This is a genomic window from Paraglaciecola algarum (assembly GCF_021532655.1).
Taxonomy (GTDB): Bacteria; Pseudomonadota; Gammaproteobacteria; order Enterobacterales; family Alteromonadaceae; genus Paraglaciecola; species Paraglaciecola algarum.
In genome coordinates this window covers 221132-241377 of record NZ_JAKGAS010000001.1, presented here as the reverse complement: position 1 = coordinate 241377, position 20246 = coordinate 221132, and the positions used below count along the sequence as shown (strand labels likewise).

General features: G+C 38.1%; 15 protein-coding genes and 1 pseudogene. 3 read left to right on the top strand and 13 right to left on the bottom strand.

The features are described from left to right. The first annotated feature begins 88 nt into the window (after positions 1-88). Positions 89-832 carry a class I SAM-dependent DNA methyltransferase gene (locus tag L0668_RS01030; RefSeq protein WP_235310202.1) on the top strand — a complete coding sequence of 248 codons (744 nt, stop codon included), beginning with the start codon at positions 89-91 and terminating at the stop codon, positions 830-832. 76 nt (positions 833-908) lie between these two features. On the opposite strand, the gene L0668_RS01025 is transcribed toward L0668_RS01030, so the two are convergent. The 9 genes and pseudogenes from L0668_RS01025 to L0668_RS00985 all read right to left on the bottom strand — a co-directional run bounded on the left by L0668_RS01025 (position 909) and on the right by L0668_RS00985 (position 10253). Further along, positions 909-1100 (bottom strand): PLDc N-terminal domain-containing protein, encoded by a 192-nt coding sequence (locus L0668_RS01025; RefSeq protein ID WP_235310201.1) that lies wholly within the window; start codon positions 1098-1100, stop codon positions 909-911. A 170-nt stretch (positions 1101-1270) separates the two neighbouring features. Further along, positions 1271-1675 (bottom strand): NUDIX hydrolase, encoded by a 405-nt coding sequence (locus L0668_RS01020; protein WP_235310200.1) that lies wholly within the window; start codon positions 1673-1675, stop codon positions 1271-1273. 110 nt (positions 1676-1785) lie between these two features. Beyond that, a pseudogene (gene rluF / locus L0668_RS01015) lies at positions 1786-2526 on the bottom strand (23S rRNA pseudouridine(2604) synthase RluF); the annotation flags it as partial. Positions 2527-2579: 53 nt separating this feature from the next. Beyond that, on the bottom strand, positions 2580-3671 hold the full coding sequence (locus L0668_RS01010; protein WP_235310199.1) for an ABC transporter substrate-binding protein: 1092 nt from the start codon (positions 3669-3671) through the stop codon (positions 2580-2582). Between the two features lie 194 nt (positions 3672-3865). After that, positions 3866-6676, bottom strand: coding sequence for a DUF349 domain-containing protein (locus L0668_RS01005; protein WP_235310198.1), 2811 nt, complete (start codon positions 6674-6676; stop codon positions 3866-3868). Continuing rightward, on the bottom strand, positions 6666-6959 hold the full coding sequence (locus L0668_RS01000; RefSeq protein ID WP_235310197.1) for a YeaC family protein: 294 nt from the start codon (positions 6957-6959) through the stop codon (positions 6666-6668). The genes L0668_RS01005 and L0668_RS01000 overlap by 11 nt, the downstream gene beginning before the upstream one ends. Positions 6960-6962: 3 nt before the next feature. Beyond that, positions 6963-7289 (bottom strand): hypothetical protein, encoded by a 327-nt coding sequence (locus tag L0668_RS00995; protein ID WP_235310196.1) that lies wholly within the window; start codon positions 7287-7289, stop codon positions 6963-6965. 73 nt (positions 7290-7362) lie between these two features. After that, the gene (locus L0668_RS00990) at positions 7363-9033 is read right to left on the bottom strand and encodes an alanine/glycine:cation symporter family protein (protein ID WP_235310195.1); all 1671 of its coding nucleotides are present in this window, start codon (positions 9031-9033) and stop codon (positions 7363-7365) included. 95 nt (positions 9034-9128) lie between these two features. Continuing rightward, positions 9129-10253, bottom strand: a complete 1125-nt coding sequence (locus L0668_RS00985) for a M14 family metallopeptidase (protein ID WP_235310194.1) — start codon at positions 10251-10253, stop codon at positions 9129-9131. 439 nt (positions 10254-10692) lie between these two features. On the opposite strand from L0668_RS00985, the gene glgC reads away from it, so the two are divergent. Next, the gene (glgC, locus tag L0668_RS00980) at positions 10693-12030 is read left to right on the top strand and encodes a glucose-1-phosphate adenylyltransferase (protein WP_235310193.1); all 1338 of its coding nucleotides are present in this window, start codon (positions 10693-10695) and stop codon (positions 12028-12030) included. Between the two features lie 16 nt (positions 12031-12046). Here glgC and msrB read toward each other — a convergent pair whose 3' ends face one another. From msrB to malQ, 4 genes are read right to left on the bottom strand one after another with little or no spacing between them, the layout of a single operon-like run. After that, positions 12047-12430 carry a peptide-methionine (R)-S-oxide reductase MsrB gene (msrB, locus tag L0668_RS00975; RefSeq protein WP_235310192.1) on the bottom strand — a complete coding sequence of 128 codons (384 nt, stop codon included), beginning with the start codon at positions 12428-12430 and terminating at the stop codon, positions 12047-12049. 10 nt (positions 12431-12440) lie between these two features. Then, positions 12441-14534 carry a glycogen debranching protein GlgX gene (gene glgX / locus L0668_RS00970; protein ID WP_235310191.1) on the bottom strand — a complete coding sequence of 698 codons (2094 nt, stop codon included), beginning with the start codon at positions 14532-14534 and terminating at the stop codon, positions 12441-12443. 9 nt (positions 14535-14543) lie between these two features. Then, entirely contained in the window at positions 14544-16730 is a 2187-nt protein-coding gene (gene glgB / locus L0668_RS00965; protein ID WP_235310190.1) for a 1,4-alpha-glucan branching protein GlgB, read from the bottom strand. A 58-nt stretch (positions 16731-16788) separates the two neighbouring features. Next, positions 16789-18984 carry a 4-alpha-glucanotransferase gene (gene malQ / locus L0668_RS00960; protein ID WP_235310189.1) on the bottom strand — a complete coding sequence of 732 codons (2196 nt, stop codon included), beginning with the start codon at positions 18982-18984 and terminating at the stop codon, positions 16789-16791. Positions 18985-19200: 216 nt separating this feature from the next. Between malQ and gap the strand changes: the two genes are divergently transcribed. Continuing rightward, on the top strand, positions 19201-20196 hold the full coding sequence (gap, locus tag L0668_RS00955) for a type I glyceraldehyde-3-phosphate dehydrogenase (protein ID WP_235310188.1): 996 nt from the start codon (positions 19201-19203) through the stop codon (positions 20194-20196). Positions 20197-20246: the final 50 nt, after the last annotated feature.

Genomic DNA, 20246 nt, shown 5'->3' with positions numbered 1-20246 from the left:
TAAATATAAGATTTCTACTTCGCAAGTCTCATTGCTTAGTTTATGATGCGCCACCCTTGAGATATACCCGCATAAATTAAAGAGCAACATGGCAACTAACGCCCTATATACTGACCTATCAGACTATTATGACTTAATGTGTATTGATATTGACTATCTTAGCCAAAGTAAATGTATTCAAAGATTCCATCAACTATTTGGCAGTAATGGTAAAACACATCTTGATTTAGCTTGTGGAACAGGACCGCACATGCGCCACTTTATTGACTTAGGGTATCAAAGCAGTGGTTTGGATATTAATCAACCCATGTTAGATCTCGCACAAACTCGATGCCCAGAAGCTGACTTCTCTTTGCAAGATATGAGTGACTTTACTGTGTCAGCCCCATTGGATTTAGTCACCTGCTTTTTATATTCTCTGCATTACAATCAAAACATTGAAAAAATACAAAGCTGTATTAAAAGTGTATATGAAGCATTGGCCAATAATGGCGTATTTTGTTTTAACCTAGTCGACAAAACTAAAATCGATAATACCTTATTTGTAAAACACACCACTCAACAACAAGGCAATAAATTTACCTTTAGTTCAGCTTGGCAATACAGTGGCGAAGGTGATAAACAGTCACTTAAGATTCGAATTGAAAAAGAAACCGGTTTCCAAACTCAAGTTTGGCAAGACGAGCATTCAATGGTCGCTTTACAATTTGATATGTTAATAACCTTATTATCTCCTTACTTCGATGTGAATGTTTTTGAGCATGACTACGAAAAAATAATGCCTTACACCAGTCATTCGGGAAATGCGATTTTTGTATGTGTGAAAATTTGATCAATTAATAAAATGAAGTGCATAACAAACGAAAGGTCAATATAGCTTGTATTACACACTCCACGCTTTAACACCATTACACTCTATAGGATTGCGACTTCAAGGGGGCTAACAATAAATAGAATATCCAAGCAAACCAAGACACAAAGATCACCGCTAAAATCCAAGCCGCCTTCTCTCCCCCTTTGGTTCTATTAGACACAATAATCGCTATGATAGGAATGATCCAAAAGATAAAAAATACCACGCCACCTAAAAATGCAAACATATTAATTCTCCATTAATTTCTACTTTTTGTTAATTACACTAAAGTAAAGCAAACCCTATACCACAAATAAAATCTTTTATTTTCAATGAGATAAGCAAAATAGTTAATTTCGAAGTGAGTGCTTTTGGCCAAATAATAAGTGTTTTAACCAATGTATGAATTGGTATAAATTAAAATTTTGCACTAAATACATTGCCACAGTAAGACAAACAATCATTAATTCGATGTTGTTGGACCCTAGACATATTTTGAATTGCGACGTATTTATAGTCAGTGTGCTCATGACTTAATTTTATCGATGAGTGTTGCTTAAACTCACAGCGAAATATAAAAGCCTGGGAGTTAAAAGCACTATGAAAATAAACACCACTTAAATATTTAACATAGACTTCACAGTTCAACTCTTCTAGACATTCGCGGAGCAGCGCCTCGTGAATAGTTTCATTAGGATCAATCGCTCCTCCTGGAAGCCCCCAGTTCTTATCACCGTAGTTTGCTTTAAGCAATAAGACTTCATTTTTATCATTTGTAATTACCGCATGGCAACTTAGTCGATATTTATCTTCAAATGCCATAACGCCCCTTGTGACATTAAAATATTAAAACTACGCAGCTTTACTTTTTTAAAACATTAAGCATTTATACCTATAACACTTTAAATCTATTACAAAATTCCGCTCTACTAAACAGCTGTTTTACTCGACCCCTGCACTGCTGAATTAATTTCTTCCATCTCATCAGCAGTCAAGTCTCGCCACTGTCCTGGTTTTAAACCTGCTAAACGCACAGACATAATACGTGTGCGTTTTAACTTAGTGACTTCGTAACCTAAATATTCACACATTCTGCGGATTTGGCGGTTCAAGCCTTGGGTTAACACGATGCGAAATACCATTTTACTTTGCATAGTCACTACACATGGTTTGGTTACTGTATCTAAAATCGGAATACCGCCAGCCATTTTTTTAATGAAATGTTCACTTAATGGACGATCAACGGTTACAACATACTCTTTATCGTGGGCGTTTTCAGCCCGTAGTATTTTATTAACTATATCGCCATCACTGGTCAAAAAGATTAAACCTTCAGAGGGTTTATCTAATCTACCAATGGGAAAAATTCGTTCTTTATGTCCTATGGCATCAATAATATTGCCTTTTATATGGCGCTCTGTGGTGCAGGTAATACCAATAGGTTTGTGATAGGCAATGTAGACTCTGTCAGACTTGTTTTGTGCACTGGCCGCTATGGTTTGATTATCTACTGTGACTTGATCGCCTGTCGCGACTTTCGTACCAAGCTCAGGAATATCGCCATTTATTTTCACACGTTTTTGCTCAATTAACTTGTCAGCTTCTCTGCGTGAACAAAAACCTGAGTCACTTATAAATTTATTTAATCGGATCAAAGACATGAATTTCCACATTCAGATTACAATAGGTTTAGGCGCATCATTATACTGATCTGCAGCCAATTAAATTAATTTAATTGCTGGCGAATAATAGTTTGGGGATCAAATACATAATCTTGTCGGGCCGGATTATTAAACTTGCTGTATTTTTTTAGTACAGACTCTTTCCATTGAGGAACAGCTAGAAATGAACCTAAAAGATCCAAATTTTGTTGATTCAGTTCTGATAGTTTAGTTTCAATGACAGTACCGTACTTGGCTGCAAAATCTAGCCCATTAAGATAGTCATAATATAATATTAGAGCAATACCGGCTTCTAAGAAATGTCCACCTAGACTTAAAGTCATGTCTCCATTTTTAATATAGGGAATGGTTTCTGGTGCCCAATCAATACCACCAATCAAGACCTTTTGTTTATATTTATTGTTTTTAATGCCATCCACAATTCCCCAAGCCATAGTGTCACTTGCGGCCCAAAAAATGTCTATATCTGGATAACGATAAACAACCGCATTCATTTTTTCACCTACTATGTGTCTACGCCAATCAGCAGGCACAATATCGTAAGAATGAGCCATATTATCTTTTGAAACAACACTCTCTACGCCTAATTTACGTTGTCTACTTGCCGCAGCAAAAGGGAGTCCAGCAAAACCATAAATATTGGCATTACAATCGTCAATATCGCAGTTTTTATTGGCTCGATAGTGTCTTAACAAAGATTGAACAAGCTGTTTACCTACTACCACATCATTGGGAGATATGTGACCCAACCATAAAGGAAAACGCTCTCTGGGCTTACCTAATATTGAAAATTGCTGATGAGAAATATTTGAATTTAAACTAATAAAAGCAATAGATTGACTACCAAATAATTGTAATACCTGCTCTTCAGCACCTAGAAAAAAAGAAGATATCACTAAACTCGGAGGATTTTTCAACTGTTTAAGATACAGTTTTATATATTCAACACTATTAAATCTATCTCTATGAGCTTGTGGAATATAATGAGCAGTGAACCTTAACGATAATACGCCAGCTACTGCTTCGGCAAAACTCACTGCACTTTTCCAGAACGGGTAATCTTTGTCGGCCTTTACAAATAAGATGACATCTTGGCTTGGTTTCATTTCAGGCTTAGCGTTAACCTTGGGGCTCATAACCCCCATGCTAATTTGAGAAATTAGCACCCACAAGATACAAAAATAAAACTTCACTTTAGTCCCATAAGATTAATATTTTCCAAAACACTGGGCAGTTAACTAAATCTAAGAACAGTATAAATATAGTTTAAAATACTGGTAAATAATTAATTTTCAAACCAAAATGCTTAAATTTAGACTAAAAAAAATCGTTAGGATAAAAATACTCTCCGTAATCTAGGCAAGTGTAATTGGCTCTGGTCATCTAACTTACCGGCACTGATCCACTCTTTAAACAAGGTATTTAAATTTAACGCTTGTCCGGTCTGCAATTTATCAGCCATTAACTGCATTTGAACTCCCTTCCTTTTAGCCATTTCACCTTTTGGCGATTCAACTTCAGCTAAAATTTCCATTTTTAACACCAGTTCTTGGCGATCAACACTCGTATTTGTATTCACAAAACAGGCTTGCCATGCTTTGGGTAAAACATCCAATTTTTCAGTTAAGTCTGAGTCTTGTTGCCAATCTCCTAAAATAGAAAATATATCTTTGAAGTGTTGGACTTTTTCAGCCGCTTTTAAGTCTGTTAACTTAGATTGCTGTTGTTCGACTAGTTGTTGAAGTCGGCGTTCAACCGTTTTTTGTTCAGATAAAGGTAATGAAGCAGACAACTGATTTACTTCTAATTTGTCTTGTAAGGCAGATTGAATTTCAGCTGTATCTTTTGCTTGAGATAAAGCCTTTTCCATTTCAGACAATTTAGCTTTTACTTGTGAGACCTGTTGATTAACCTGATCTTTTTGTAACTGGCTAGCAGCATTACGTTTAGCAAAAATTTGATCATTAGCTTCTCTAAACGCTGGCCATAAAGTTGTTTCTGCTTTTCTACCGGCATGGGCAATGGTTTTCCATTGTTCTTGTAACTTCTTAACCTGTTCAATTGCTTCTTCAATTGACTCTAATTCTTGCAATTTTAAAGCCTTGTCGACTAACTTCTGCTTTTGTTCTTGGTTATCTAGATAGAACTGATTAACCTTATCTTTAAGTGGTGTTACTAAAGCTTGATATTGTTCATAAAGCTCGGCACGTAATTTGTAATCTACTTCGCCTATATTTCGCCACTTTTGCTGTAATGCTCGAAGAGATTTGGCAATCTGAGTCTGGTCAACCGTTGATTGATTTAATTCAGACAAACTTGCCAACACACTTTGTTTTTCCAATAAGTTTTGTGCACGCTCTTTTTGTTGTTGCTCGTAGTGAATTCGACAGGGCTCAAAGGCTTTTTCCACTGCTTGGTCAAAAGCTATATTAAGCGCTTCGTCAGCTTCTGTTTCTAACTTACCCAGACTATTCCATTGAGCTCTAAGGGATTTAATTTGTTTGGCCTGGTCATCCACAGCCAATGGCTCTACTAATAAACTTTCTACTTCTTTTAATAAAGCAGGTTTACGAGGAGCGGCAATATATTCCTGCCAATCTTGTAGGTTTTCTATTTGCTCTTTTACTGAAACAAAAGATTTCTCGAGTTTAGCTTGTTGCTTTTCAGGTAGCGCTGAATACCAAAGCTGTACTTTTTGATACAAGCCCATAGCCGCTTTAAACTTACCTTGATTGACTAAACTATCGACGGCTCTGATCTTATTTCTTACCCGAGTAAGGTCGGCATCAACTTGGCTTTTGAGCTGTTTAATTGCAGCCTGCCATTGGTTATTTCTTTTAGACCAAACTTTAGATACATCCGCTGGTATAAATTCTTTATAACCACCAATCGCATCCCACCATTGTTGTTTTAGTTCATTGGAAAAATCCTGTGCGGCTTCAATTTGACTATGATCACTAGGAAGAGGTAACGCAGAAAATTTTTCAATTAAACCGTGTGCAACTTTTAGTGCATTTTGAAATTCAGGTAAATTTTCTAAGGTACTTCGGCTAGCTAACAACTCCTGATGTAAACCTTCTAATTTTTTATGTTGACTGGTGTTATTTAGTGGTATTTGTTTGGTTAACGTTTGTAATTTCTGGCAATGTTCAGAGATTTGCATGTTAAAGGTGTTGGCTTCATCATGATTAATTTCATTCATTCTAAGCTTAAGTTGCTCAGAAACTTTGCTCAGTGTTTGTTTGATTTCATGTACTAAATCATTGATATTTTTCTGTAATTCTAGTTCAGCCAACTTTGCTTGCCACTTAGGCTCTAGCTGCTCAATGACATGGTTCACTTTTTTAGTGATGTCAGTAAATTTTTGATTTATCTCAGATCTTTTTAACTCTGTTAAACAACTAAACTCTTCGCTAACCAACTGATATTCTGCCACTAACTCTTGTTGTTGGGCTTTAATTAAGGGCAAATCCTGACTATCTTTTAATACCAATAAACGAGACAAGATCATCTTAACTTTTTTATCTATTTCTAAAGGCCGAGACTCAGCTAATAGCCATGCATCTAATCGTTTTTGCGCTTCCTTTTTTAGACTATCAGCAGAACTTTTTCTAATCAGTTTATTCAGGAGTTTTCGTTGCTGAGGCCCGTCTTGCAATTCACTTAAGATAGCCAACTGCAAACTCAAGTTAGTGGTTTCAATTAACAACTTTTCTTGCAATTGAGGTTTTACAAGCTTTTGCAATTGCTGCATCGCTAACTCAGTATCTTGCTGAACCCAATTTTGCATCAATAGTTTTTCTATTAAACGATTATCGCGACACTCAAGCACAAACTTGCGTTTCTCAGCTATGTCCAACTGACCACCCTGCTCAGTTAACAAGGTGTCTTCTACTATCTGTTGGGAGCGTTTTTGCACCCTATCATTCTTAGCAATTTCGGCCATTTTGTACCACAACACAAAACTATCTAGTTTTTGCAATGCAGCTAGGCTCACATTTACATCTGAATCATTGAATGCTAATTCATGTAAAATTGATTTTTGCTCTGGATCCTGTTGATTCAGGTTTTCGATGGCTTGAATACGAACTTGTGGATTCGGACTTTGATGTTTTGAACGAAAAAGGTGCTTAAATATCATCCTGCTTAAACCGCGCTATTGTTTGATTATTATTAGAGTTTTGTTGTAATTCTTGTTTAAATGAATCTCGGCTTTTATGTACTATTTCACCGTTTTCACCTACTGTCATGTGCTGGTCTGATTTTAGTACCTTTGCTTGATACATCATAACAGCTTGCATGCAGGTTTCTTTTTGCTGTTCAGTTAACGGCGAGCCGTCTAACCATTTACCTGTCTCGACCGATTGTCGTAACTTTTGGTATATCTCTGGTGACATGTTTTTCAACAAGCTTGTTGGATCCATAATCTAATTAGACCTTTTCAAAAAGACTAATCGAACTCGATTCACCAAATACCAAACAAAACCAATAATAGACACGCCGACGGCCAATTTGTATTGTACATCATCAGCTGCCACGCCGCCCCAATACATAAAGCCAAAGCCACCTACAAATAACAACATGGCTACCATGGACTGGTTTTGCACTCGCTGTTTTTTTAGATATAAATTCAGGCTCTGCTTACGGGCTATATCCTCAGGACTAGCATCACCTAGGTCAAAGTCACAATGCTGGCAGGACTTTGCTTTATCAGAAATCTTTTTGTTACAAGATGGGCAATCAACTAATGCCATACTTTACACTCCGAATATACATGGAAAAGCGCGGCTAATAACCGCGCCTTTTTATAATTTAATTATCAGGCAACTATTTGTTTTCTTGCTTAAATTTTTGCCAATACTGATCTACTGACTCTTTCATTTCTTTACGTAATAGAAATATACCAAACAAGTTAGGTAAGGTCATGACCACGATAGCCACAGCTGACAAAGTCCAAACTAAGGTTGTATCAGACACAGCAGCCCAAACAAACCCTGCTACATACACTACCCTGTATGGCATCACAGAACGCGGTCCCAACAAGTAGGTCATGGCGCGATCACCATAATAAGACCAAGCTATGGCTGTAGAAAAGGCAAATAATAACAAGCCGATAGAGACGATATATTTGCCTGACTCGCCAAAGAATCCCTTAGTAAATGCCAAAGCAGTTAGACTAGCCGAGTGAATCAATGACTCACCGCGTACAATAATACTATCCTTAACTAGATTTCCATTAACCACCTTCAACTTACCTGTGTAGGCGTCTTCAGCATCACCAATGGAAAAGGTTACATTATCTGCAAAAGAGCGCGCATTTATGATAGTAAAGTCTGCATTTACCGCTTTACCATCCACCACTTGTATTTCACCGTTAAAGTCAGTCACACCATGGTCATCTAAATTATTAATATACTTAAATAATGCTTCTTTATCAGTCGGATTAGATTCAGCATACTGCCCTGACAAAATGTACATATCGGAACGATCAAAAGTATTTAAATGTTTTTCTTGCCATACACCTGAAGACAAAATAACTAAACCAGTGATAGTACAAATAATAATGGTATCAATGAAAGGTTCTAAAATTGACACCATACCTTCAGAGACAGGTTCTTTGGTTTTAGCTGCGGCATGGGCAATAGGCGCAGAACCTTGACCCGCTTCATTCGAGAACAGTCCACGATTAACACCACGATTAAATGCGTAAGCGATAGTGGCGCCTAAAAAGCCACCTGTAGCCGCGGAGCCAGTAAACACATCAGATACCACAGAACTAAAGGCAGGCCCTATGTTTTCAATATTGGCAAAAATAACTGCAAAAGCCCCGACTAAATAAATCAATGCCATCAAAGGTACAATTTTAGATGTCACAGCGGCAATACGCGTGATACCACCTAAAATAACTAAAGCTAACAAAATCCCTAAAATACTCCCCACCATTAATGGGTCTAGACCAAAGGTTGCTTCGATACTGGTAGCAATACCGTTACTTTGGGGTAAGTTACCCGTCCCAAATGAACTAATAACCGTTGCAATGGCAAACGCGACGGCTAACCATTTCATGTTTAATCGTTTATCCATGTAATACATAGGGCCACCAGCCATAGTGCCATCAGGTGTTTTGTCTCGATATTTATGGGATAAGGTCACCTCGACAAACTTAGTTGTCATGCCCAAAAAAGCAGTCGCCCACATCCAGAATAACGCAGCAGGACCGCCTAAAAATATAGCAAAGGCTACGCCACCAATGTTGCCTGTACCTACCGTGCCGGACAAGGCAGTAGTCAGCGCTCTAAAGTGACTAGTATCACCTGGGTCATCCGCTTTATCGTATTTACCTGTTACGACTTTCCAAGCATGTTTAAAATATCTAACTTGCGGAAATTTAAGGTAAATAGTAAAAAATAAGCCTGTTCCTAACAGTACATAGGGAAACCACCAAGCTCCACCTAACATACTATCTAATAATTTTAAAAAACCGTGAAAAGCTTCCAATTTATTCCCCTTTTTGACATTTTATTTGTGTTTTTTTTAGTTATTTTCTTAATTATAATTTTTGGTATTTTGCTTGGTTTTAGTTATCGACTTAGTTATAACTTATCGACAACCGCACGCATAGCCACTAACAAATCTTCACCTAGTTGTTTACAGCGAGCTGGAGACCAGCCATAAACTGGATCAGGCAATTCAATATTATCTTTAAACGGCATTTCTAAGGTATAGGACAAACAATCAAATTCATGACCTATAGCATTGGCTGCTACGGTAAGATTCCCTTCACCTGGCTGGTCTTTATCATAGCCATGTGCATCTTGAAACTCGGGTGTTACTGTCAGTAGTGCTGCTTTAAAACTGGTTTCTAAATCAGCGAGTCGTTGGTTATAATTTGGATTACCTTCACAGCCGGCGACAAAATTATAAGGTAGGGCTTCGTCACCGTGTACATCCAAAAACATATCCACACCAAGTTCTTGCATTTTTTGTTTAACTAAAAATACCTCAGGGCTATTTTCCATGCTAGGCGCAGCCCATTCTCGGTTTAGATTAACGCCTTTTGAATTAGTGCGTAAATGCCCGCGATATGCGCCGTCTGGATTCATATTAGGCACTATATAAAATACGGCTTTTTCGAGCAATAAACGAGCTAGGCCATCTTCATCATCTAATAATCTTTCTAATAAACCTTCCACTAACCACTCGGCCATGGTTTCACCTGGATGTTGTCTGGCTGTGATCCAAATTGACTTTTTACCTTCTTCAGCTTGGCCTATCACTAACAAAGACATATCTCGTCCGTCAATTGTTGGGCCTAAATATAGTTGTTCACATTCCATAGCTTTTTGTGACCAAGCCAATAAATCTAAATGACGTTCATAACTATAAGGAGCAAAATAGGCAAAATAAATGTGGTCAATTTCAGGAGTAAATTGAATAGTTAAGGTGTCACCATCAAACTCAGTATCTACTCTAAACCATTCTTCGCGGTCGTATGAGGCCACGGCTTGATAATTATTCCAACCATCTGGGTAAGCGGAATTAGCCAAGTCAACAATACTTATTTTATGAGAAATAAAACTTTTGCTGTCTAACTTAAAGTGAAACCATTGATAAAAGTCTGACTGATTGTCTTTAGGGATACTTAATTGAATATCTTGCGGATCTTCTGCGCTAATAACATGAATTTTACCGCTATCAAAATTACTACTTATTCTCACTGTTTTATTCCTAAAAAAATCACCGCAGGTAATTTATCACAGTAGAACTAAGCTCGCCTAGGGGCATTCAAAAACAATCGGAGGAAAACCGGCTAATTAGTACTTTTCTACCGATAAAACTAAATTTTTGACTAGGAGCTGTTGCGCCTAACTTTATAAAATTAGTGTAACCCGAGCACTTCTCAATTCAGGCTTGCATATATGAACTATTTTCACAGCTTCATTATACAGATAACTTATCAGTCGCTTTAGAACGTGGAGCCTCAAATTAACTGTATCTAACTCGTCTAACACAAAATATTTATAATAAAAATTGGTAAAAGCAGGTAAGTAAACTAACCTCTAAACAATAGAGTTTTTCAATAATTTTCAGCACATCAATTAATAAGTATTAAACCAATTCAATCGTTTACAAAACTCACTATTTGCGGAAATAACTATGGTCATTTCAGATACTAGATATGTTAGCCAACTAACACGTAACTCTTTAGCGTTAATACTTGCTGGCGGTAAAGGCAGCAGATTATGTGAACTTACCGCATCAGAGTCAAAGCCAGCATTACATTTTGGTGGGAAATTTAGAGTAATAGACTTTCCTTTATCCAACTGTGTTAACTCCGGTATTAGAAAAATTGGCGTCATTACTCAATACAAAGCATATTCGCTTATTCGGCATTTAGTGCAAGGTTGGGGACACCTTAATCGGGAACTAGGTGAATTTGTGGAGTTATTACCTGCTTCGCAACAGCGCTCAGCAAACTGGTATCAGGGAACAGCTGATGCGTTGTATCAGAATATAGACTTTATTCGAGAGCATGCGCCTAAATACGTGGTGATTATGGCAGGTGATCATGTATACAAAATGGATTATGGCGATATGTTAGCTCAGCATGTTGAAAGTCAGGCGGACATGAGTATTTCCTGCATAGAATTGCCCTGTAAAGAGGCTGCTAACACTTTCGGTGTTATGCAGGTAGACCATAAAAATCGTATATCAAGCTTTGCTGAAAAACCTGCGCGTCCATACGAGCTCGACGATAAGCCTGGATACTCACTGACTTCAATGGGTAATTACATTTTTAATACTGAATTTTTAATAGACCAATTGTGTAAAGACGCCTCTGCTAAAAATTCGCAACATGATTTTGGCATAGATATGATCCCTCGCTTAATAACTAACAATCATCTCTACGCCTATCGGTTTAGAAACAAACATAATGCCCCCACTCCTTATTGGCGTGATATAGGCACGCTAGATTCATTTTGGCAGGCCAATATGGACCTAACTCATTTTGTACCTAAACTCAATATTTACGATGATGAATGGCCGATTTGGACCCATCAAAAACAGTACCCACCGGCTAAATTTTTGTTTAACGATGATACTAGGCGTGGGTATGCGGTTGATTCTATGATTTCGGGTGGATGTATCGTGTCAGGTGCAAAAATTAATCATTCGTTGCTTTTTTCAAATGTAAGAGTTCACTCTTATGCTGATGTTAACGAGTCTTTGCTTTTACCCCAAGTTGAAATAGGCCGAAACTCAGTAATAAATCGAGCAATAATAGAAACAGGCTGTAAAATACCGCAAAATTTTACTGTTGGTATCAATCAGAAAAGTGATATTAGTCGAGGATTTAGACTAACCGAAAATGGCGTAGTCTTGGTAACTAAATCTATGTTAGCGAATCTAAACCCAAATAATTCACCCACGACCACAGTCCCTTTTCCAACAAATATTAAAGCTACGACAGCGCTATCTTCTAGGGGCTGCTGATCTTTGCTAGATAAATTTAAGTGGGATCAAAATTAATCGAAACTGAATTGACACAATAACGTTTACCCGTAGGTTCAGGCCCGTCGTTAAATACATGACCGATATGTGAATCACACACTTTACAGACTATTTCAATGCGGCGCATAGCTAACGAATCGTCTGTGTGGTACGCCACATTTTCTTCATTACTTTGGGCGGAAAAAGACGGCCAACCGCAGCCAGAATCAAATTTATCTGTCGAATGAAACAACCGATTTCCACAACAGGTACACAGGTAATCCCCAGAATTTTTCTCGTCTAACAATGCTCCGGTAAAAGGTGGCTCAGTACCCTTTTGGCGACAAACTCGAAATTCTTCTTCTGTTAATTTTTTTCGCCATTCTTGTTCGGTTAATTTCATAGTTTTGTCCTTAATTTGTGCCAGGTGCAAAAAGTGGCGCACATTCAAAAACACTGATACTGCGATAAGCCTGTAGGTGTTTATTTTTAATTACCACATCAGGTTGCTGTGAATACTTAGCATAACGTGTGTCTAATTTTAACCGCCAACCATCAGACTCACAAAAATTAGGTAACTGAAAACACACATCGTGATCACTAGCATTAATGACTAATAACCAGTGTTCTTGATGGTTTTCCTCACCTTTAACTGGCGACCTAAGTTCTAAAGCAAAAGCTTGATTATTGTGATCATGCCAATCATCTTCTAATTTACGCTCACCATCTGGTCGATACCAATAAATTTTTTCAACATTATTTTTAATCGAAAATTGATCATCTGCTAGATTTAAATGGTGCAATATTTCACTACTTTTACGCAATTTAATCACTTGCTGGCAAAAGGTTAAAAAGTCCTGCTTGGTCTCGTCTATATTCCAATCCAGCCAACTAATTTCATTATCTTGACAGTACGCATTATTATTACCCTGCTGAGTGCGACTTAACTCATCGCCACCTAACACATGGGGTGTGCCTTGAGATAACAATAAAGTGGCAAATAAATTACGTTTTTGTCTTTCTCGAAGAGCCAACACCTGTTTATCTGTTGTTACGCCCTCCATGCCATAATTTGCAGATAAATTATGGCCATGACCATCACGGTTTTGTTCACCATTAGCTTCATTATGCCTTTCTGCATAACTTACTAAGTCATGTAAGGTAAAACCATCATGGTAACTAATATTGTTTACTGAGGTTAATATGGAACGATTTTCGTGAGAAAACACATCTCTAGAACCCAATAAACGTGTAGCAAAATCACTGGTTAAACCTTTATCGCCACGCCAAAATGCCCTCACTGTGTCTCTGTATTTATCATTACATTCCAACCAATTTGAAGGAAATTGGCCCAAACGATAACCACCATGACCAATATCCCAAGGCTCTGCGATTAGTTTGGTATTGATTAAAACCGGATCTTGACGAATGGTACGGAAAAAACCAGATAGGCTAGAAAACTCATAAGGATCTCTACCTAAACTAGCGGCTAAATCAAACCTAAAGCCATCCACGCCCATATCCGTTACCCAATACCTTAACGCATCCATGACCATTTTAAGTACGTAGGGAAATGCGGTATTTACACTATTACCACAGCCCGAGTTATTCACATATTTATCGTAATCGACTGCGCCATATTCGTTGCGTTCAAACAGATAAAATGAAGAATTATCAAACCCTTTAAAAGACAATATTGGGCCATCTAACCCACCCTCAGCGGTATGATTGAACACCACATCTAAAATCACTTCTATACCTGCTTCATGCAGGCAATCCACCATAGTTTTGAATTCGTTTACCCCGTCCTTCACTATATATCTAGGATCGGGGCAAAAATAATTAATCGGGTTATAGCCCCAATAATTAGTTAAACCTTTGTTGGTAATAAAAGGTTCTGGCATAAAGGCTGCAACTGGCATTAACTGAATAGCAGTAACCCCTAATTCCTGCAAATGCTGTAGGACCTTAGGATGACATATGCCCAAAAACTTACCTTTTATTTCATCTGGAACATCAGGGTGTAATTGAGTTAGGCCTTTAACATGGGCTTCATACAATATTGTTTGATCGAGTTCTAAATTTGGCTTAGCAGGACGAGGATTAGAGGTTCTGTTATCTAGTACCAAGGCTTTTGGTACCATTGATTGGCTATCGCCTTGATATTGTTCAGCATTCCAAATCAGTGGACGATTTAGTGATTTAGCATAAGGGTCAATTAATAGCTTGTCATAATCAAATATCACGCCTAAATGCGCATGGTTTTTACCTAAAACACGATAAGCATACAATTGACCGGCTTTAATGCCTTCAACAAAACAATGCCAAACTTTTCCTGTTTTAGCCGGCACAGAGATGACTTGGATTTGTTGTTCCGTTTTACTGTCGAATAATACTAACTCTAAACCATCCGCATGCGGACAATGCACAGCAAAATTACAGCCGAGTTCAGTTAAATTAGCCCCTAAAAATTGGGCAGATCCGTCTTGTATTTTATATTTTGACACTATATCCACCTACCCTTTAAAAATAATATATACACTCGCCAATGGAGGTAGGTTTAATTTTATAGATTGTTTTCTGCCATCCCATTCTACTTCTTCAGAGTTCATGGTTTTAGGTGTTTTAAAACCACTACCCCAATATTTTTTATCATCTGTATTCAAGATAATTTGGTACTTACCAGGATCATTTACGCCAATTCTAAATTCTTCATAAGGCACAGGCGTGAAGTTAGTCACATTGTAAATTTTCTGTTTTTCAGACTTCCTGAGCATAGACAACACACTTTGTTCCGCGTTGCCATGATCCAACCATTCAAACCCTTCATGGCTATGATCCAAGGCATGTAATGCTGGGTATTTACAATATAATTTATTTAAATCACGATACAAGTCTTGGATACCCTGATGTTTTTCGAAATCTAATAAATGCCAGTCTATCGAACTATCATGATTCCATTCTTGAGACTGACCAATCTCATTGCCCATGAAGTTTAGTTTTTTACCGGGATGAGCATACATAAAACCCGCATAAGCTCTTAAATTAGCAGCTTGTTGCCATTCATCACCTGGCATTTTACGTAACAAGGACCCTTTACCATGCACCACTTCATCATGGGAAATAGGTAATACAAAACTTTCATCAAAGGAATAGACTAAACTAAAGGTAATTTCGTTATGATGATAGCGTCGATAAGAAGGATCTTTGGCGATATAGTGCAAAGAATCATTCATCCAGCCCATATTCCATTTAAAACCAAAACCAAGTCCACCTTCAAATACTGGACGAGACACTTTTGGAAAAGATGTGGATTCTTCAGCAATTGTCATGGCATGAGGGTATTTGTGGTAAACTTCTTTATTCATCCATTGTAAAAAGCTGATGGCTTCATAGTTCTCGTTACCGCCATCAATATTCGGGATCCATTCCCCTTCTTCTCGTGAATAATCCAAATATAACATTGAAGCAACTGCATCCACTCTAAGCCCATCAATATGAAATTTATCCAACCAATACAAGGCATTACCCACCAAGAATTGTCTGACAGTATCTTTACCAAAGTCGTAGATACAAGAATTCCAATCAGGATGCCATCCTCTTCGTGGATCTTCGTATTCGTATACATGGGTACCATCAAAACGAGCCAAACCATGGCCATCTTCTGGAAAGTGAGCCGGTACCCAATCCATGATCACCCCAATGCCGTTTTGATGACACTGATCAACAAAATATTTAAAATCATCTGGAGATCCAAAACGGCTAGTAGGAGCAAATAAGCCTACTGGTTGATATCCCCAAGACCCATCAAACGGGTATTCAGCAACTGGCATCAGTTCGATATGGGTATAAGCCATATCTTTAATGTAAGGGATGAGTTGATCCACAAGTTCGTGGTAGGTTAAATATCGGCTTTCTGACTCTGGCCCTGGCTTTTTCCATGAACCTAAATGTAACTCATACACACTCATAGGCTGTGTATATTTGTCTTTTTTGGCTTTCTTAATCCAAGCCTTATCATTCCACTGGTATTTGTTATGATCATATACCACTGAACTATGAGACGGATATTGTTCAGATGAAAAGCCAACTGGATCGGCTTTATGCGGCAAACCGTGACCCGCTGAATCCTTTATTTGATATTTATATTTATCACCGGCTTTAATGCCAGGCACAATCAAAACCCAGTAGCCCATATCTGTTTTTTGCATAGGTAAACAACTACCATTCCAATAATTGAAATCTCCAATTAATGATACGGCAGAGGCATTAGGAGCAAACACTGCAAAACGTGTGGCTTGAATAGGCTCGGGTAACCCCACATCTAAAGAAACTAGTTGTGCCCCTAGTTGTTGATATATGTTTTCTGGCTGGTTATCGACATAATGTACGGCGTAATAAGCCTGATCTTGAAATTGATAAGGATCGATTATTTGGTATTCACCAGATTCATTAGTCACGTTAAAGGCATAAACACTGGGCGCTTTTTTTAGCTTTAATTCAGCACCAAATAAAAACGACTCTGATATTTTCTCTAATTTCCCGAGTATTTCACCTGAAGCTAAATCCACCACTTCTACTCGGTCTGCTCCTGGGATCCATGCTGTGACATTAAACTGTGATGAAGATGGGTCAAAATGTGCGCCCAGATGAGCAAAAGGAAAAGTACAATTGGCTTGTGATAGAGTGTGTTCTAAATGCATTTTTTCGCCTTGTAGTGAGTGGCTCAAATAATAAAATGAGCCACTAAGAGTGGATTATTTAAACAGAAACCTTTTTTCGTGTCTCGGTTAAATTAGCCGCTAAGTGATTTAATGATGCATCACTAAAGATGTCTTGTAAATTACGAGTTAGTTTTCGACGCCAATTTGGATATTCATTAAAGGTGCCTGGAACATTAACAGGCTTGTCCATTTCTAGCCAATCCTCAAGTTGCAAACTTAACAATTCACTTGAACCTGCCGCCATATGCACTTGCATAGCGAAATTTAATTCTTGAGTCATACCAACATAATTTACATCAGGACTTATATTTTGCGGTAACGAATGATGACCCACTAATGAGTCTAAAATGGCTTGTTTATCTTTGTGTCGACTGGTGTAAAGAGATTGCAATATATCCTCAGTTGGATATAAGCCCAAATCTTTACCCAATTCCAGATCGTCGCAATGCCAAAAACCAGACAAGGTAGGCATATCGTGAGTGGTCAAGGTCGACATAGATTGCTCAGGATAGTGGGCTGGCGAATAAAATCCGCCATCTTTAGCTTGCTCAAAGAAAAATACACGATATGAATACACACCATTATCAGCTAACTTGGCTCTAATTTCATCGGGTACTGTACCTAAATCTTCACCAATCACTAAACTTTGATGTCTATGACTTTCTAACGCCAATATACCCAACAAATCATCCACAGGATAATACACATAACCACCAGCTTTAGCGCTATCTCCCTTAGGTACCCACCACAATCTAAGTAAGGCCATCACATGATCAATTCGCAGTGCTCCCGTAGCATGCATATTAGTGTCAAACAAATCTATGATTGGCTGATACTTTTGTTCATAAAGTTTTTCAGGATCCATAGGCGGTAAGCCCCAAGTCTGGCCTAACGGACCTAATACATCAGGCGGAGCACCTACACTGGCATCGGTGCAATACAACTCTTTATTACCCCATACCTCGGCGCTACCCTCGCTCACACCAACCGCTAAATCACGATACAAACCAATTTGCATCTTATGCTTAATAGCCACAGCATTAGCTTGCTCTAATTGCAGTGCAGCTTGCCATTGCAGCCACAAATAAAACTTCACACGTTTGGCATTTTTCTTAGCAAAACTTTTCACTTTGGGGTTTGAAAAGTCTGAGAACTCAGTTGGAAAAACAGGCCAGCCCCAGTTTGGTTTATCTTGGTTAGCCAGACTTTCCTGCAAAACATCATAAACAGCCAAAGTTTGTAAACTCTCACCACCCTCTTTGACAAAGGCCTTAAAGGTTTTATTGATTTTGCTGTTTTTTGTTAAGTACTGCTCATTTTGATAATCAAAAACTGCCGCTAAAGTTTGTAATTTAAGTTCACTTACCGTTTTGTAATCAAGATGTTCAACCTCTCGTACTGCACTGAGTTTGCTTTGAAAACTGGTTTGATTAACTATGTTTTGCACTGTGTCTTGAAAATATCCATCTAACTTAGTCACATCTATATAAATAAAATTTAACCAACGCCTAGATGAAGGGCCATAAGGACTACAAATATCAGGATTAGCTGGATACAAAGCGTGGATAGGATTCAAACCAATAAAATCAGCGCCTCTCTGAGCCGCTTGTTCGGTTAAATAACTAAGATCAGTAAAGTCCCCTACCCCCCAATTGGTTTCACTGCGCAAACAATACAATTGCACACTTAAACCCCAAAGTTTTTCCCCGTTTTGCAAAGGGGCGGGTTTATAGCAGGCTGTAGGCGCAATAATTAGACGCATAGTCGCCAATTCATCTTCATCAATCACTAAAGATAATGCGTGGTATCCCAAAGGTAAATCAAAGGGTAAATCTATTATATATTCCTGAAATTCAATGTCTTGAATATGACATACATTAGCCAACTGACCATCAGTAGGAATAATGTTATGGGATAGAATGTCACCTTGCTCAGTCATAACCTTCACTGAATATTCGTCGGTGACTAACTCAATCGGTAAACGCAGGGCAATTTGCAATGCCTGATTGGTTCTTACAACTTGGACCGGATTTAAAGGACTAAGCCAGCTTTTATTGGCCAAGTCGTCGACTTGTAGGGCCAAAATCTCGGGGTTCTCTACTTGGTACCCCATCACAGCTAATAATTTTTGCTTTGTACTTGGATTGATTTCAGCAGGTTTCCCCCAAGCATCGGTGTAATTAGATTCAATCCCACAAAAATCCACTAAATATTCAACTAATGAAGCAGTCATCTTTAACTTTTTCCTTTATTTTAAGCACTAAATTATCTATAAAAAGAATGCTTTTAGAAATGTGAATACGTTTTCAATTTAAAACTGTAATTTAATAACATATTTGCTCGAATATTTTGCCTTATTTAGCTAATTAGTCCATAATTTCGTAATTATATTTCAAAAGGGCATTAATAGCCTTTACACGCAGTTTAACAGTATTACAGAGGATCAAAAATGACTATTAAAGTAGGTATTAACGGTTTTGGCCGTATCGGAAGATTTGTATTTAGAGCAGCTTGTGAACGTGACGATATCGAAATTGCTGGTATCAATGACTTGTTAGATGCTGATTATATGGCATATATGTTGAAATACGATTCAACTCACGGCAAATTTAACGGTACTGTTGATGTAGTTGACGGCCAATTAGTGGTTAATGGTAAGACTATTCGTGTGACTGCTGAACGTAATCCTGCTGACTTAGCATGGGATGCAATTGGCGTAGACGTAGTAGTTGAATCTACTGGGTTATTTTTAACTGACGAAACTGCACGTAAACATATCGAAGCGGGCGCTAAAAAAGTGGTATTATCAGCCCCTTCTAAAGATGCTACACCTATGTTTGTTATGGGTGTAAATGCTGACTCTTACGCGGGTCAAGATATAGTGTCTAACGCATCTTGTACCACTAACTGTCTTGCTCCACTTGCTAAAGTACTTAACGATAACTTTGGTATTGTTGATGGCCTAATGACCACGGTACATGCTACTACAGCAACGCAAAAAACCGTAGATAGCCCATCAGCTAAAGACTGGCGTGGTGGTCGTGGTGCATCTCAAAACATCATTCCATCATCAACTGGTGCTGCTAAAGCTGTAGGTAAAGTTATTCCTGAGCTTAATGGCAAACTAACAGGTATGGCTTTCCGTGTACCTACGGCTGACGTATCTGTTGTAGATTTAACCGTAAATTTAGCTAAGCCTGCTTCTTATGCAGAAATTTGTGCCGCGATGAAAGCCGCAGCTGAGGGTCCTTTAAAAGGGATCATGGGTTACACTGAAGATGCCGTTGTCTCTCAAGACTTTATTGGTGACGTACGTACTTCGGTATTTGATGCAACTGCTGGAATCGCCTTAACTGATACTTTTGTAAAACTTGTATCTTGGTACGATAACGAAATCGGTTACTCAAACAAAGTACTAGATTTAGTTGCTCACATAAGCAAATAATTGACTATCTTTTTCGTTTAAATTAGCGATAAATTTATGTTACAAAGGCG